The organism is Tardiphaga sp. 709 (assembly GCF_032401055.1).
Classification (GTDB): Bacteria; Pseudomonadota; Alphaproteobacteria; order Rhizobiales; family Xanthobacteraceae; genus Tardiphaga.
The window spans coordinates 4148864-4165216 of the sequence record NZ_CP135529.1; the positions used below are offsets into that span (position 1 = coordinate 4148864).

A 16353-nucleotide genomic window follows, 5' to 3' on the forward strand; every position below is an offset into this window, starting at 1 on the left:
ATCTCGCATTCGTCCTAAAAGAGCACCATGCACGCTGAGACCATCACCGTCGATATGAGCACCGTCAGCATCGCCGGCGTCACGCTGGCTGCGGATCTGTCGGGCGCCTTGTATTGGGAAGAGCAGAAACTTCTCGTGGTGTCCGACCTGCATCTCGAAAAGGGCTCGAGCTATGCCAATCGCGGCGTGCTGCTGCCGCCCTACGATACGATAGCAACACTCGGTCGCCTCGGTGCGGTGATCGCGCGTCACGATCCGCGCATCGTGATTGCGCTCGGCGACAGTTTCCACGATCGCGATGCCCATGAGCGGTTGTCGCCGGCCAATCGCGACCTGCTGTCCGCCTTGCAGATGCGCCGTGACTGGATCTGGATATCAGGCAATCACGATCCCGCGCTGCCGCCTGATCTCGGCGGCACCGGCGCAGACGAGGTCGCCATCGGCCCGGTCACCTTCCGTCATGAACCCACCGGTGCTGCAGGCGAGATTGCCGGTCACCTGCATCCAAAGGCGCGTGTCAGCACCCGCGGTCGCGCGGTCGAACGTCGTTGCTTTGCCAGCGACGGCACCCGCGCGGTGATGCCGGCCTTCGGCGCCTATACTGGCGGGCTCAACATCCGCGACGCGGCCTTCGCGAAAATCTTCCAGACCCTCGGCTTCGTTGCCCATGTGCTCGGCGACCGACGTATGCACGCGATCGCGGCCTCGCGCTGTTGCTAGCGAGCACGCGATGCGTATCGATGCAGTCGTCTAACCGTCTGTGTTGAGGCGAACGGGTGTGATCTCCGAGATGGTGGACTCCTTCGCCGGCCGATCATTGACGAGATGGTCGATAAGATCCTCAGTCGTCGAGCCTCGGGTCAGCATCAGGCAGGTCGCATTGTCGGCGCGCGTTGCGTGCCAAACGCCGGGACGCATGCAGATTCCGACGCCAGGAGACAAGCGATACGCTCGGAGGGTCGACAGGTCAGGCGTCTGGTTTGCGCCACTCAAACAAAGGACTTGAACGATCTCGTTCGTGAGCGGCACGACCGCCTGTTGGGTCAGGTGATGGACTTCAAGCTTTGAGACAAGCGGATTGTTGTCACGATACTCGACCCACAAGACCTCGGTGTTGCCTCCCGTGCCGGGATCAAAGAAGTGTTCGTGCCAGAAATCGCTGGCTGGGCTGTAAAAGCCGACCGGGTTTGTCCTCAGCGGATCAGGTTTGCCGAGCACCCACCCGAATGGCTCGAACGATGTGGGACTCAGAGCCTCAACAGTAACAGCGTTGGATGTCGGCATGGAGGGCTCCTGAGGCTCGTGTCCGAAGCATGGCTTCACGGCCCTGCAAACCGACGAGTATTAAAAGAAGGAGCGGCCTTACGCCGCCTTCGCCTGCACCGTATCGCAGAACTCGGCGAGGTGGTCGGCAAGCCGCAGCGTTGCCGGGCTCGCGTCGGGGGCGGCCATCAGCGTCACTTCAGTCTGGTCGATCGGCGCGAAGCCTTCTTTCGCCGTCAAGATGCGATGGTCGGCCTGGATAGCCATGTCGGACAGGATACTGAGGCCAAGTCCGGCGGCGACCGCAGCCTGGATGCCGGCGAGGCCGGAGCTCGTATAGGCCATGTGCCAGCTACGGCCTGCCGCCTCGATGGCATGAATCGCGCGGGTTCGGTAAAGGCAGCCGGCGGGAAAGCCGATCAGCGGCACCGACCGGATGGCGGGATCGATCGGATGCGCCTTGCTCGTGACCCAATGGATCCGCTCGGGCCACACCGCGATGCCACCTTTCTCGCCGGCGGCGCGCTTGAACAGTGCCAGGTCGAGTTCGCCGCGTTCGAGATCGCGGCGCAAATACGTGCTCTGGTCGGCGCGCACGTCGAGCCGCAAGCCGGGCCGCGACCGCGAAAAATTCGCCAGCAATTCGGTCAGGCGATAGGCCGCGAAATCCTCGGGGATGCCGAGCCTGACAGCGCCTTCATTGGTCGGCCGGGCCAGCACGTCCCGGGCTTCCTCCGCCAGCGCCAGCAGCCGTCGCGCATAGGACAAGAGCCGCTCGCCGGCTTCGGTCGGGGTCACGTCCTTGCCGGTGCGGTTCAGCAGCGGCTGGCCGATATCCTCTTCCAGTCGCTTGATCTGCTGGCTGACGGTGGATTGGGTGCGGTGAACGCGCTCGCCGGCGCGGGTAAAGCCGCGGGCATCGACCACCGAGACGAAGCTGCGCAGGAGTTCGAGATCCAGCATCGGCTTTCCATTCGTTTTTCAACTGATAACAAGTATATCATTTAATTTCCAAATAGGAAGGCGGGCGCATAGACCAGCGGCAAAGGAGATTTCCAATGTCCCTCGCGCCGTCAGTCGCGGTTCCCCGTGCCGCCTTCAATCCGCTGCCGATCTATATCAGCATCTTCTGTCTGCTCTGGAGTTTCTCCTTTGTCGCGGGGAAGATCGCCGTCACCGATTGCCCGCCGCTCATTTTGCTCGCCGCGCGGTTCTCGCTCGCTGGTGTTCTGATCCTTGGCATTTCCGCCCTGCGCCGCGGTGCCTGGTCGCTCTCTTGGCGCGATGTCGCGGCTTACGCCGTCATCGGCCTGGCCAATAACGCGCTGTATCTCGGCCTCGGCTATACCGGCCTGCAAACCATCTCCGCCGGTCTCGGGGGCCTGGTCGTCAGCGCAAACCCGGTGTTTACGGCTGTGTTCGCAGCGCTGTTGCTGAAGGAGCCGCTCACCGGACGCAAGGTCGCCGGGCTCTTGCTTGGCATCGCCGGCGTCACCTCGATCGTCTGGCACCGCATATCGGTGGGCACCGACAGCGCACAGGGCATCGTATTCACGCTGGCATCGCTCGCGTCCATCGTGACCGGGACGATCCTGTTCAAGCTGCTGGCACCGAAGGGCAGCTTGTGGCTCGGCAACGGCGTGCAGAATCTTGTGGCCGGCGTGGTGCTGATCCCGGTGGCGCTCACGTTTTCCGATATTGGCGCGATCGTGCCGAGCGCGCGATTGATCGGTTCGTTTGCATTCCTGACATTGGGCGGTTCTATCCTCGGTCATCTGCTGTGGTTTCATCTCCTGAAGACCTGCGGCGCCACCGCTGCCAGCGCCTATCACTTCCTGATGCCGCCCCTCGGCATGCTGTTCGCCTGGATGGTGCTCGGCGAGCATGTCGAAAGTCGTGATCTCCTGGGGATCGTGCCGGTCGCCCTCGGTATCTATCTCGTCACCAGACCGGCCGCTTCACCCGCACCCTTGCGACAGGAGTAGTTCATGTCTCTCACCATCACTCTGATTGGCGGCCCCACCGCACTGATTGAATTCGACGGCTTCCGGCTGCTCACCGATCCGACTTTCGATCATCCGGGCGCTTACAAGCTGCCGCATGTCACGCTGGAAAAACTCGTCGGTCCCGCCATCTCCGCCGCGCAAGTCGGCGCGGTTGATGCGGTGCTGCTCAGTCACGATCAGCACTCCGATAATCTTGATAATTCCGGGCGCGATTTCCTGCGCCACGCGCCGCGCGCGCTGACAACCATTGCGGGCGCCAAGCGCCTCGGTGGGGATGTTGAAGGTCTCGCGCCATGGGACAGCACGGAGCTTACAGGCAAGGATGGTCACTCGCTGACGATCACCGCGACGCCCGCGCGTCATGGCCCGGCCGGCATCGAGCCGCTGTCGGGCGATGTCATCGGATTCGTGCTGAGCTCGAACGCGCCAGGGAGCAGGCCGATCTACATTACAGGCGACACCGTCTGGTTCGATGGTGTCGCCGAGGTTGCGCGGCGTTTTCCGGCCGGCGTGGTACTGCCCTTCGCCGGCGCGGCGCAAACCCGCGGGCCATTCCACCTCACCATGGACACCAACGACACGATCGAGACGGCGCGCGCGTTTCCCGATGCGACGATTGTGCCGGTGCACACCGACGGATGGGCGCATTTCAAACAGACCGCCGGCGACTTGCGCGCATCTTTCGATACGCTCGGCTTCGGCGCCCGTCTGCGTATCCTCGAACCGGGTGTGCGGACCTTGATCTAACCCATTGCCAGTCCCTGCTTCGGAACGTTAGCTGTGGCGGCACGTTGCCGAGCGGTGAGATGGCAGGGATCAGATGTCGGACCAGTCCAGCGAGAAGAAGCCTGATGATCAGGAGGAAGAAGCTGCTGGTCCGAAAGGCTTTCTGAAACGGCTTGGTCCTGGTCTGATCACCGGCGCTTCCGACGACGATCCTTCCGGCATCGGCACCTATAGTCAGGCCGGGGCACAACTTGGTTACGGCATCGGCTGGACCATGCTGCTGACCTTCCCGCTGATGGTCGCGATCCAGGAAATTTCCGGTCGTGTCGGTAGCGTGACCGGTCGTGGTATTTCCGGAAATGTCTGCCGGCACTATCCGGCGTCGCTGCTGCATCTCATCGTGTCGCTGCTGTTCATCGCCAACACGATCAACATCGCGGCCGATCTCGGCGCCATGGCCGATGCCACCAAGCTGCTCGTTGGAGGTCACGGCATCATCTATGTCGTTCTGTTCGGCGCGCTCTCGGTCGGCGCGCAAATCTTCTTTGACTACAAGCGCTATGTTTCGGTGCTGAAATGGCTGACGCTCTGCCTGTTCTCCTATGTCGCCGCGCTTGCGGTAGTGAAGGTCGACTGGAGCGCGGCTCTCACAGGCATCCTGCTGCCGCAAATCACCTGGAGTGGCTCGTATCTCACCACCATAGTCGCCATTCTCGGGACGACGATTTCGCCATATCTGTTCTTCTGGCAGGCCTCGCAGGAGGCGGAGGACGAACGTATCGATCCCCACAAGGCTCCGTTGATCGAGAGGCCGATTGGTGCCGCGATGGAGTTTTCGCGCATTCGGGCCGACACGATCGTCGGCATGGCATTTTCGAACCTGATCGCGCTGTCGATCATCATCACGGCTGCGGCCACACTCAATGCTTCCGGCAAGACGGATATCGAGACCTCGGCGCAGGCGGCTGAAGCCTTGCGTCCGATCGCTGGAGTATTCGCGGAGTGGATATTTGCGCTGGGCATCGTCGGCACCGGTCTGCTGGCGATCCCGGTGCTTGCGGGCTCCACTGCCTATGCCGTGGGCGAGGGCCAACGTTGGCTGGTCGGTCTTGATCGTAAACCGCGCGAAGCCGTGGCGTTCTACTCGGTGCTGGCACTGTCCGCCGTGATCGGGATCGCGCTGAATTTCACCTCGATCAACCCGATCTCGGCGCTGTACTGGAGCGCGGTCATCAACGGTGTGCTCGCCGTACCGGTGATGGTGCTGCTGATGGTGATGTCGCGCCGCAAGGATGTGATGGGCGATTTTGTGATCAAGGGGCCGCTGCACTGGCTCGGTTGGCTGTCGACGGCAGCAATGGCCGTCAGTGTGGTGGCGATGGTGGTGGGGATATTTTTGTAGCGCGCAGAATCCTCAACCGTCATTGCGAGGAGCGAAGCGACGCGGCAATCCAGAATGCCACAAGCGAAGGAAGACTGGATTGCTTCGTCGCAAGGGCTCCTCGCAATGACGGCGGTCAGAGTAGAGTTTAATCCCGCCTGAACACGATCGACGCGGCCCAGCCGGACATCAGCGCCATCGCGGCGGTGAGCAGCCCGTAGATGAAACCGTGATTGCGCGCGGCATTGGCGACGAACTGCTCGAAGCCGACCTTGACGATATCGAACGCCGTCTCGGCTTTCGAGATCAGCGCACCGTCGGCGAACAGTTTGATCTCGACATCGTAGGTTCCGATGGGCACCTCGGCAGGCAGCGGAATGCTGGTTCGGAACAGTGTCGGTGTCAGGAATGTGACCGCTGAGGTTTCCTCGCGATACAGTCCATGTTCCTTGCGCAGTCGCACAAAGGCGCTCCGGAACGGGTCTGTGGCCACGACGTCGGCATAGTCGGTGCCGACGCGCTGGGTCAGCAGGACGTTGTTGATTCCGAGTTGCTGGCGGCGCTGAATGTCGGCAGGCGCGATGGCGTCCATAGGACGGTTGGAAAACACGGCGAGATAGGAGGGCACCTGCAGGAACTGGCGCGAATCCGTGTTGATCCAGATGCCGAAGCGACGTTCCTTGCGCCGGGTCGTGAGGTCGGTGCGCGGTCCGTTGACGGTGACGACGAGATTGTAGTTGTTGCGGCCGGGCGGTGTCTTGTCGTCTTTCTCGACAGCGCCGAACAGCACCAGTTCCTCGCCGGCATAATTCGGCGTTACGGTCACGCGATGGTTCGACACCGAGACGATCAGTTGCTCGGCGCGGGCCGGGGCGAGCATTCCGATGCCGAGTGCGGCGATGATCGGGAGCGCGCGTATCATGGAGCGACGCCTCCGGTCTCGCGGATCGTGAACAGATCCGCGGGGCGAATGACCAGTTCCACGGCGAAGCGGACGCCGACCGCCAGGATCAGAAGGCCCAGCAGCAGGCGCAAATGCTCGCCGCGAGATCTTCTGCCCGGCGCGGGCGCCGAATTGTGCGCCGGTGACGCCGCCGACCATCAGGATGAGGGCCAGCACCGCATCGACCAGATGATTGGTGACGGCGTGCAGCAATGTCGCGATCACCATGGTGACCAGCGTCAGCACCATGGATGTGCCGATAACCGTCGAAGTCGGAATGCGCAGCCAGTAGATCAGGATCGGGATCAGGATAAAGCTGCCGCCGATGCCCATCACGGCGCCGATGAAGCCGATCAGGAGGCCGACGGCGATCACCGGGATTACCGAGAGATAGATCTTGGAGCGCTTGAACCGCATCTTCAGCGGCAGGCCGTGAACCCAACTGTGGCTGCCGGACCGGCGCAAGTTCACGGGATCACCGCGCCGGATGCGCAGCAGCGCGCGCAAGCCCTCCCAGAACATCAAGCTGCCGACGGCGGTGAGCAGGATCACATAGGACAGCGAGATGGTGAGGTCGAGCTGGCCGAGATTGCGCAGCTGCGTGAATGCCCACACGCCGAGCGCCGTGCCCACCACGCCGCCGGTTAGAAGGACGCTCGCAAGCGCGGGATCGATGGCGCGGCGTCGCCAGTAGGACAGAGCGCCGGAGAAAGACGAGGCTGCAATGTGGCTTGCCACTGACGCGACCGACACCGCGGGGGCGATGCCGACGAAAATCAGCAGCGGTGTCATCAGGAAGCCGCCGCCGATCCCGAACATGCCGGAGACGAAGCCGACTGCAGCGCCCATCGCCAGGATGAGCAACACATTGATCGGAATGTCAGCGATCGGGAGATACAGTTGCACGCGCGTTCGCTTCGGAATTCTGGCCCTGAGTTGGGCCGAAACCGCTCATGGCGTGGTTCTGGAGGCGGCGCGGATTGCGAGCCGCTTCCTCGTCTTAGACGATATCGTCCGTTGATGGGATTAAAGAATTCGGTAAAGGCGCGGTTTTCCGCCTCTACCGATGATGCACCTTTCAAGGTGGTAAATTTTGTTGGGCCAGGCGCAGGCCGGCGGCGTCACGACTTCCTGGCCGGATCGGTGACGAGGTTCATGGCGGCAGCCTCGCTGGTGCCGAGCCAGCGGATTTTCTCGGTGGCTGACATGGCTTCCACGACCGACGAGGCCACGCCCATCTTGGTCATGTAGCTCAGCACATAGCCCATGGTGCGCTGCGCGGACGCGACAGGATCTGCCCCTGGCTTGGGCGACACAAAGCGGTGAACACCCAGCTTTGAGCCCTCGACGCCGATGCGGGCCTTGCCGCCGGCATAGGTCATCACGCAGGCGCTGGCGCAATAGGACGGTTTGATCCGGCCCGCCGAATCTACCGTGCCCACGGCGGTGGTCAGCCCGCGCGCGCGGATGATCTCGCCCATGATGATGGCCTGGCCGACATTTCCGCCGGGAGACGACAGCAGCACGGTATCGCCGGGCGTGAGTTTGGCTTCATCGAGCTTTTCGCGAAACCAGCTCGCAGTGGCCGGGCCGATCTCGCCCGTGATCGCCAGCGCCGGGCGGCCACGGCCTGAATTGTCCGGATCGAGACTTCCGACCTCCGAAGACGACATGCTCGGCGAGACATAGAGGTCTTTCCAATAGGCCCAGGCTTCGGGTTTGGAGAGCTCCTGATAGGCCTGCGCACCGATACCGCCGAATATCACGACCGCGAATGCGACCGAGGGCCAGTTGAACCATTTGCTGCGCGGTGCCTCGCGCGGCGGGGGCTGCGATGGGGCAGGCGGCTCGGCGGGACGTGCGGCCCAGGGGTTGACCGTAGGGATCCCTGATGGGCGTTCCGCGTCCCCCGATGTGTCGTCATTTCGAAAAGACAAACCAGTTTCCTCGTTGTTCAGTCCGGCTCGGCGCGCACGTCACTGCGGCAAGTCTGCTGAAGGTTTGTTGAGGAAATAAGACCACCGGTTCGATCCGGCGGTCCAGAAATCTGGCCTAGCGCGCGGCCCGTTTGCCCATCGATGCTTTCGCCCCGGCCTGTGCCGGCGTGGCATCCCAACCGCCCGCGGGCGTCGCCACGTTAATGGCGTCATCGGGCTGGCCTTCCGGCGCGAAAGTCTGGACCGCCAGCCTGGCCGCGGCCAGCGACTGCGGATCGAGGCGCTTGGCGATGTCGTCGCGCTTGCGGCCGGCATCGACGTCGCCCTGGGCGGCGGCGAGGCTGAACCACTTGAAGCTCTCGGCGAGGTTCTGTTCGACGCCGATGCCGCGGGCATAGAGAATGCCGAGATTGAACTGGCTGTCGGCCACGCCGCGATCGGCAGCCTTGCGGAACCAGTACGACGCGCTCTTGTAGTTGGCGCCCTTGGTGCCGCCATCGGCATCGAGCACGGCGAGATTGTGCATCGCCTTGGCGTTACCACGGTCGGCGGCGAGCACGTAGTAGCGGCGGGCGACGTCGAGATCCTTCTTCGCGCCAAGGCCCTTCTCGAACAGCGCGCCCAGGCGGAACATGGCCGGCACGACATTGGCCTGCGCCGCGCGGTCATACCACTTGGCGGCTTCGTCGTAGTTCTGCGCCACGCCCTTGCCTTCGGCATAGCGGACGCCGATTTCGAACGCGGCAGAGGCGTCGCCCTTGAGCGCAGCGTTGCGCAACGCGGTGCTGCCGATCGTCTCGGGCAGGCGCTCGCCGGCGGGGATCGAGGCCGTGGTGATCTTCTGACCGCTCGACGGCAGTACCGGCCCGGTAGCACTGGCCTGCGGCGCGGCAATGCTGCCGGTTACATCGGGTGACACATATGGCACGGGCGCGGCCTGCGGCACCGGCTGCGGCGCAGGCTCGACAGCGGCGGGCGGCGGTGCGATCAGCGACTGCTTGCCGATCGGGGTCGGCGATGTCATCGACGGCGTTGCCTGCGCGGGTGCGGCAGGCTTGCTCTGGATTTCGGCCGGCTCGGGCGCGTTCAGCTGCAGCGGCGGTGACGAGTGAATATTCTCGGCCACCGGCGCGGGCGAGCCGCTGTCCAGCAGCGTCATCGCCATCTTGAACGAGCCGAGCACGATCACGACCACGCTGGCGCCGACCAGCAGCGAGCGGATCTTCGAGCCGATCGTGGAGGATGACTTTTCGCTATCGGCGAGCTGCGGCCCGGATCTGGTGGCCTTCGATTTGTCGGTCCTGGATTTGTCAGACCTGGACTTGTCGTTGCCGGTTGCGGCGGCAGCCTGTGCGGCGCGGCGCGCGGCAGCAATGAAACTCGACGCGGTGGCCTGTTGGGGCGCATCGACGGCGATTTCGCTGATCGCGTCTTCCGACGCGGCGATGCGTTCGGATGGCGATGCGCCGCGACCCTGCGGACGCGTGCCGGGTTCGAGCGGATGATCCGGCGGCAGCGCCGGGTCAACCATCGGGCGCGGCGACGGACGCTCTGCAGCGGATGAAGACTGCGCGACTGGCTTTGGCGCGGGCGGAGGATCGAGAATGTCGCTGATCGCCTTCGGCATCGGGAAGGCCGATGCCGGCTCGTGCGAGATCGCAGTCGCGGCGAAGTCGCGCGGCGCCGCATCGAAATGAACCTGCGGCGGACGCACCTCGACCTGCGACGGCGCAGCCTGTGGCTTCACCGGATTGGGCATCTGCGGACGCGGCGGAGCCGGCACCGAAACATCTGGTGCGGTCGCCGGGCGCGGGGGCGGAGCGGGTGTTGCAACGGGCGCTGATTGCTTGGCAGGCGCGGCGCTGACCGCGCGCAGATCGCCCTCGATCCTTGCGAGGCGATCGACCACATGGCCGAGCGTGGAGTGCACCACCTCAAGCGAATCCTGCGTATGACGGTCGGTTTCCGACTGGCTGAAGCGCATATCGGACAACTCGCGCTTGATCGTATCGACCAGGCCAGGATCGACCGACGGCGCTTTGCTGCGGGGATTGTCCAGCGCGGCGAACATCGACTGCTGGCGTTCGAGATGGCGCAGGATGTCCTGCAGCCCGTCCTCGACGCGGCCGAGATTGTTGCCGCGCGTATCCGTGATGCTCTCCATCCGCTCGAGCAGATAGGAGACGCGCTGTTCGAGATGCGCGAAGGCCGACGACGAGTCATTGCCCACCGGCATATGGTCGAGACGCTCGGACAGCGTCCGCAATGCGGTTTCCAGATGATCGGAGCTCGCCATGACAGCCGGGCGCTCGCGATTTTCCAGCGCTGCCGTCAGCGTCATGATGCGCGCCTCAAGCGCGGCAAAGGAATCGCTGTTGTCGGCGCGTGCAAGCTGATCGACCTTCGACGACAGCGTCTGCAGGTCGTCGCTGAGACGGCCGAGCGCTTCGTTGGAGGCGACGTTGGACACGATGGCGCGCAGCGCGGCGATCGCGCCCTGCAGCTGTTCCATGGTGCCGGGATCGTTGCTCGAGCGCACGATCAAGTCGATCTTGCCGCCGAGATTGCGGATCGCCTCGTCGAAGCCGGCGAGCTGTTCGGCTGGCGTCAGCGTGGTCAACGTCTTGTGGATGTCGGCCAGTGCGCGTTCGAGATTGGCCAGTACGTCGCCGTCGATGCCGCTGTGGCGGTTGTCGTCGATGCGGCGGCCGAGTTCACGGATCTCGTTCTCGATCGACTCGATGGCGCGGCGCGGCATCGCTTCGGTGATGACGTTGCGGATCTCGGCAAGCTCGCTGCGGAAGGCCGCGATCGACTGCTCGATATTGTTGTCCGGGCGCTGCAGCGCATCGATCTTGGTCGTGATCTGGAACAGCTGCCGCTCCAGGCCGGACATATCCGGCATGAAGCTCTGCGGCGGCGCGGCAGGTTGTGCGTAAGGCGGCTGTACAAATGACGGTGCAATCGGCGGCGCATTTCGCGGGGCCATCCGCGGCGTACCGTCGAGTTCGCCCTGGCGGGCGGCAATCTCGGCGATGGCGAAGTCCAGCGAGAACGGATCGATCGGCGGCGAGGCGCTATAGACCTGATTGGCGGCGCGCTCGACCATATCGATGCGTGGCTGCTGCTGTGTCGGCGCGGGGCGATATGTGGGTTCACTGATTTGCGACAAGCGCGCGTCGAGCCGTGAAATCGCATCATTGAGCTGGCGCGCAACGCCGGGCTCGCTGTTGCGCTGTGCAGGCTTCGAGAACAGTTCGATCTGCCGGGCAATGGCATCGAGCCGTTCGTGGATTTCGACGACATCGGCAGCGTCGCGCTGCGGCAGGGCCGCACGCGGGGTGAGGGGGCGTTCCTGGTCGCGCGGGCGTGCGTTGGGCGAGTTATAGCGCGGGGGAGCTTCGCCGATGGTCGAGTTCAGCCAGTCGCCCAGCGACATCCCGGCACGGCGCGCCGCGGCTTCGGCCCGCTCGCGAACCGATGGCTCAATCCCGTCAACACTCCACGATACGCGCGAATTCATGCTTTGGTCCGGTTCCGAGCTTGACGCCCACCAGCGCCTGCAGCGTCCCCCGCGCGTCCCATTGTGAAGACAATCGTAACGTGCGCGGGTCGTCTGCCTCTGATCCGGACTTTTCAGGGTTAGGGTAAATAACGGGTTAAGGATCGGGCCGAGCGGGCCTTAAAAGTTAACTCGCTGATACACTTGCGCCGATTTGCAGGTAGGATCGGATGTCTCTGGCTTTGGCGTCAGCGCGTAAACAGCGCACTCAAATCGTCGACATCCAGTTCGGTGATGGCGCTGTGGCGCGGGTCCATGACGGCGGACTGGCCGATATAGGCCCAGTAAAGAAATTCGGCACGGGGCAGCGCCCGCTGGCTTTCCACCCCGGCCTCGATCAGCCATTTCGCCATATAACCAACGCGTCTGGCATCGACCGAGGCGACCATTTTGGCGACGTCTGCGTCAGTCGAGGCCATGGCGCGGATGGCACGGTCCAGGCTGCGGTCTTCGTTGAAAGCGAGCTTCATCAGATGGGTCAGGCGTGCGGCGCCCACGATCGACGTATCGATCCCCTCGATCACCTGATCGGTCGTCCGCTCCTGCCAACGCTGCAGAAGCTGCAGCCGAAACTCCGATATATCCTTGAAATGCCAATAGAAACTGCCGCGTGAGACGTTCAGTCCGGTGGCCAGCGCGCCGACCTTCAGCGCGTCGGCGCCCTGCCGCGCGAGGATCCTCAGCCCGTGATCGAGCCAGGCCGAACGGGTCAGGCGGTCTTTGGTCAGTTGGTCATCCATCCCTCGACCATACACATGTGTATTGACGAAATCCACGCTCTGGCGTTAACGTCCATGCAGAAGTGTATGGAGCGGCGCTGGCCGAACAGTGCCCGATGCGGGAGGGAGAGCCGATGAGCGTGAGCGGCCTCGATAGATGGTACAGCTTCATGCGGTCTCATGACCGGGCGATGCTGTGGGACCTGCTGCATCCGGATGCCGTGTTCGAAAGCCCGGTCGTGCATGCGCCGCAGCGTGGCCGTGAGATCGTGTTCAAGTATCTGACGACTGCAGAGAAAGTGCTGGGTGGCCCCGGCTTCGCTTACAAAGGCGAATGGCGCAGCGACAACGGCGCGGTGCTCGAATTCGAGAACGAGATCGAAGGCATCAAGATCAATGGCGTCGACATGATCACCTTCGCCGATGATGGACGCATTACCCACTTCAAGGTGATGGTCAGGCCGCTCAAGGCCATCAACCTGTTGCACCGGTTGATGGGCGAGGAATTGGCGCGGCAATGAGCCGCCAGCTGCTTGCTTCATCTCCGATAACAATTGCGTAAATCTGACACGGCGGCGCCGTATCATCCGATCAATCGAATTCAAACCGAGAGAATTCCATGCCCAGCTACAAAGCCCCGCTCGAAGACGTCGGCTTCCTGCTCAACGACGTGTTTCAGTTCGATCGCTACAACAATCTGCCCGGCTTTGCTGACGCGTCCGCCGATGTGCGCGAGGCGATTCTGGGCGAAGCCGCCAAGCTCAGCGAAGAAGTGCTGCAGCCGCTGAATCGCGTCGGCGATCTCGAAGGCTGCAAGCGCAACGACGACGGCAGCGTGACCACGCCGAAAGGCTTCAAGGAAGCGTACAAGCAGGTCGCCGAAGGCGGCTGGCTCGGCCTCTCGGCTCCCGCTGAATTCGGTGGCCAGGGCCTGCCGGTGACGCTGTCGCAGACCGTCGCCGAATTCCAGATCTCCGCCAATATGGCGTTCTCGATGTATGGTGGCCTCACCATGGGTGCGACCGCAGCACTCATCGTGCACGGCAAGCCCGAGCAGAAGTCGATGTTCCTGCCGAAGATGGTCGCCGGCGAATGGACCGGCACCATGAACCTCACCGAGCCGCATTGCGGCACGGATCTGGGTCTTTTGCGCACCAAGGCCGCGCCGCAGGCGGACGGCAGCTACAAGATTTCCGGCACCAAGATCTTCATCTCGGCCGGTGAGCACGACCTTGCCGACAATATCATCCACCTCGTGCTGGCCCGCATCGAGGGCGCACCAGCCGGCATCAAGGGCGTGTCGCTGTTCGTCGTGCCGAAGTTCCTGGTCAATGCCGATGGATCGATCGGCGCACGCAACGGCGTGATGTGCGGCTCGATCGAGCACAAGATGGGCATCCACGGCAATTCCACCTGCGTGATGAATTATGACGGCGCCACCGGCTGGCTGATCGGCGAAGAGAACAAGGGCATGCAGGGCATGTTCGTGATGATGAATGAAGCCCGTCTCGGCGTTGCCGTGCAGGGCCTCGCGCAGTCGGAAGTCGCCTATCAGAATGCGGTCGCCTATGCGAAGGACCGCTTGCAGGGGCGCTCGCTGACCGGTCCGAAGTCGCCGGACAAGCCGGCCGATTCGATCATGGTACATCCCGACGTGCGCCGCACGCTGCTCACCATCCGCGCTTTCAACGAAGCTGCCCGCGCCATGGTGGTGTGGACCGCGTTGAAGAGCGATGTCGCGCATCGCTCCGACGATCCGAAGGAGCGTCAGGCCGCTGACGACCACATGGGCCTGATGACCCCCGTGCTGAAGGGTGTGCTCACTGATGGCGGTTTCGCCAATGCGGTGTCCGCGCAGCAGATGTTCGGCGGTCACGGCTATATCGCCGAATGGGGCATGGAGCAGTTCGTCCGCGATGCGCGCATCGCCATGATCTATGAAGGCGCCAACGGCATTCAGGCGCTGGATCTGGTCGGCCGCAAGCTGCCGCGCGACGGTGGCCGTGCCGCGATGGCATTCTTCGGCGAGGTCGCAGCCTTCGCCAAGGAGCATGGTGGCGACGAGGCCATGAAGCCTTACCTCGATCCGCTCTCGAACGCGCTCGGTCATCTGCAGCAGGCGACCATGTGGCTGATGAACAACGCCATGATGAAGCCCGACAATGCCGGCGCCGGTGCCACCGATTACATGCAGCTGTTCGGCCTCACCGCCTTCGCCTATATGTGGGCGAAGATGGCGAAGGTCGCGCAGGACAAGATTGCCGCCGAAGGCGCAACACCCTATCTGACGACCAAGCTGGTCACCGGCCGCTTCTTCATGGAGCGGATGTTGCCCGAAACCGCACTCCATCTCGCCCGCATCCAGACCGGAAGCGCGACGACGATGGAGCTTCCTGCGGAAGCGTTCTGAGATCTTGCTGCTGCCACATACTCAAACTGTCATCCCCGCCTAGCGCACCGGAGGTGCGCGCGGAGCGGGGATCCAGTAAACACAGAGTCCACGGATAAAACGCGGACGTCGGAGTTTACTGGATCGCCCGGTCAAGCCGGGCGATGACAGCGTTCTGGAAATTCGAACAACACGACCACTCTGAGGGAGACACCATGCCCGAGGCATATATCTACGATCACGTTCGCACGCCGCGCGGCCGCGGCAAGGCCGATGGCTCGCTGCATGAGGTGACCGCGCTGGCGCTCGCCACCGCGCCGCTGAAGGCGCTGAAGGAGCGCAACAACCTGCAGCCGGGCACCATCGATGACGTCATCCTCGGCGTGGTCGATCCGGTCGGCGAGGCCGGCGGCGACATCGCACGCATGGCTGCGCTGTCGGCCGGCTACGGCAATGACGTGCCGGGCATCCAGATCAACCGCTTCTGCGCTTCCGGCCTTGATGCCGTGAACTTTGCGGCGGCACAGGTGATGTCGGGCCAGCATGAAATGACCATCGGCGGCGGCGCTGAATCCATGAGCCGCGTCGGTATCGGTGCTGCCGGTGGCGCATGGCCGGTCGATCCGTCGATCGCCGTTCCCGCCTATTTCATGCCCCAGGGCGTGTCGGCCGATCTGATCGCAACCAAGTACGGTTTTTCGCGTGACGATGTTGATGCTTACGCCGTGCAGAGCCAGCAGCGCGCTGTCAAGGCGTGGGATGAAGGTCGCTTCAAGAACTCGGTCATTCCGGTGAAGGACATCAACGGCCTCACCATTCTGGCCAAGGACGAGCACATGCGCCCGTCCACCACGATGCAGTCGCTGGCCGCGCTGCAGCCGTCCTTCGTGACGATGGCGCAGATGGGCGGCTTCGATGCTGTGGCGATCCAGTCGCATCCGGAAATCGAAGGCGTCAACTACGTCCATCACGCCGGCAACTCGTCGGGTATCGTCGATGGCGCTGGCGCCGTGCTCCTCGGCAGCGAGGCGGCCGGCAAGAAGGCGGGTCTCAAGCCGCGCGCGAAAATTCGCGCCTTCGCCAATATCGGCTCCGAGCCGGCGATGATGCTCACCGGTCCGGTGGACGTCACCAAGAAAGTGCTGGAGCGTTCCGGCATGAAGCTGTCGGACATCGATCTGTTCGAGCTCAACGAAGCCTTCGCCTCGGTGGTGCTGCGCTTTATCCAGGCCTTCGATATCGACAATGAGAAGATCAATGTCTGCGGCGGCGCCATCGCCATGGGCCATCCGCTCGGCGCCACCGGCGCGATGATCCTTGGCACCGTGCTGGACGAACTCGAGCGTACCAACAAATCGACGGCCCTCGTCACCCTCTGCATCGGCGGCGGCATGGGCACCGCCACCATCATCGAACGCGTGTAAGGA

Annotated in this window: 13 protein-coding genes and 1 pseudogene; 7 read left to right on the forward strand and 7 right to left on the reverse strand. The window is 63.4% G+C overall.

Translation table 11 applies throughout. From position 1 onward, the window contains the following. The first annotated feature begins 27 nt into the window (after positions 1-27). Positions 28-720, forward strand: a complete 693-nt coding sequence (gene pdeM / locus RSO67_RS20215; RefSeq protein ID WP_315840307.1) for a ligase-associated DNA damage response endonuclease PdeM — start codon at positions 28-30, stop codon at positions 718-720. 30 nt (positions 721-750) lie between these two features. Here the strand turns inward: pdeM and RSO67_RS20220 are convergent, their stop codons facing one another. Further along, positions 751-1284 (reverse strand): ureidoglycolate lyase, encoded by a 534-nt coding sequence (locus RSO67_RS20220; protein WP_315840308.1) that lies wholly within the window; start codon positions 1282-1284, stop codon positions 751-753. A gap of 78 nt (positions 1285-1362) precedes the next feature. Continuing rightward, entirely contained in the window at positions 1363-2226 is an 864-nt protein-coding gene (locus tag RSO67_RS20225; protein ID WP_116664696.1) for a LysR substrate-binding domain-containing protein, read from the reverse strand. A 95-nt stretch (positions 2227-2321) separates the two neighbouring features. Between RSO67_RS20225 and RSO67_RS20230 the strand changes: the two genes are divergently transcribed. The 3 genes from RSO67_RS20230 (at position 2322) to RSO67_RS20240 (ending at position 5397) form a co-directional block, all read left to right on the forward strand. After that, positions 2322-3248, forward strand: a complete 927-nt coding sequence (locus RSO67_RS20230; RefSeq protein ID WP_315840309.1) for a DMT family transporter — start codon at positions 2322-2324, stop codon at positions 3246-3248. 3 nt (positions 3249-3251) lie between these two features. Next, positions 3252-4016, forward strand: a complete 765-nt coding sequence (locus RSO67_RS20235; protein ID WP_315840310.1) for an MBL fold metallo-hydrolase — start codon at positions 3252-3254, stop codon at positions 4014-4016. Between the two features lie 73 nt (positions 4017-4089). Continuing rightward, on the forward strand, positions 4090-5397 hold the full coding sequence (locus RSO67_RS20240) for a divalent metal cation transporter (protein ID WP_315840311.1): 1308 nt from the start codon (positions 4090-4092) through the stop codon (positions 5395-5397). A gap of 127 nt (positions 5398-5524) precedes the next feature. Here the strand turns inward: RSO67_RS20240 and RSO67_RS20245 are convergent, their stop codons facing one another. From RSO67_RS20245 to RSO67_RS20265, 5 genes and pseudogenes are all read right to left on the reverse strand, one after another. After that, the gene (locus RSO67_RS20245; protein WP_315840312.1) at positions 5525-6298 is read right to left on the reverse strand and encodes a TIGR02186 family protein; all 774 of its coding nucleotides are present in this window, start codon (positions 6296-6298) and stop codon (positions 5525-5527) included. Next, positions 6295-7225, reverse strand: a pseudogene (locus RSO67_RS20250) (sulfite exporter TauE/SafE family protein). Before RSO67_RS20250 ends, RSO67_RS20245 begins: the two are co-directional and overlap by 4 nt. A gap of 215 nt (positions 7226-7440) precedes the next feature. Then, entirely contained in the window at positions 7441-8256 is an 816-nt protein-coding gene (locus tag RSO67_RS20255; RefSeq protein ID WP_315840313.1) for a hypothetical protein, read from the reverse strand. Between the two features lie 115 nt (positions 8257-8371). Then, complete coding sequence (locus RSO67_RS20260) at positions 8372-11779, reverse strand: hypothetical protein (protein ID WP_315840314.1); 3408 nt, start codon at positions 11777-11779, stop codon at positions 8372-8374. A 227-nt stretch (positions 11780-12006) separates the two neighbouring features. Further along, positions 12007-12558, reverse strand: a complete 552-nt coding sequence (locus tag RSO67_RS20265; protein WP_315840315.1) for a TetR/AcrR family transcriptional regulator — start codon at positions 12556-12558, stop codon at positions 12007-12009. A 113-nt stretch (positions 12559-12671) separates the two neighbouring features. Between RSO67_RS20265 and RSO67_RS20270 the strand changes: the two genes are divergently transcribed. The 3 genes from RSO67_RS20270 (at position 12672) to RSO67_RS20280 (ending at position 16350) form a co-directional block, all read left to right on the forward strand. Beyond that, positions 12672-13058 carry a nuclear transport factor 2 family protein gene (locus RSO67_RS20270; RefSeq protein ID WP_120288154.1) on the forward strand — a complete coding sequence of 129 codons (387 nt, stop codon included), beginning with the start codon at positions 12672-12674 and terminating at the stop codon, positions 13056-13058. A 98-nt stretch (positions 13059-13156) separates the two neighbouring features. Then, positions 13157-14947 carry an acyl-CoA dehydrogenase C-terminal domain-containing protein gene (locus RSO67_RS20275; RefSeq protein ID WP_315840316.1) on the forward strand — a complete coding sequence of 597 codons (1791 nt, stop codon included), beginning with the start codon at positions 13157-13159 and terminating at the stop codon, positions 14945-14947. A gap of 194 nt (positions 14948-15141) precedes the next feature. Next, positions 15142-16350: an acetyl-CoA C-acetyltransferase gene (locus RSO67_RS20280; RefSeq protein WP_315840317.1), complete on the forward strand. Its 1209-nt coding sequence runs from the start codon at positions 15142-15144 to the stop codon at positions 16348-16350. The last annotated feature ends 3 nt before the right edge of the window (positions 16351-16353 follow it).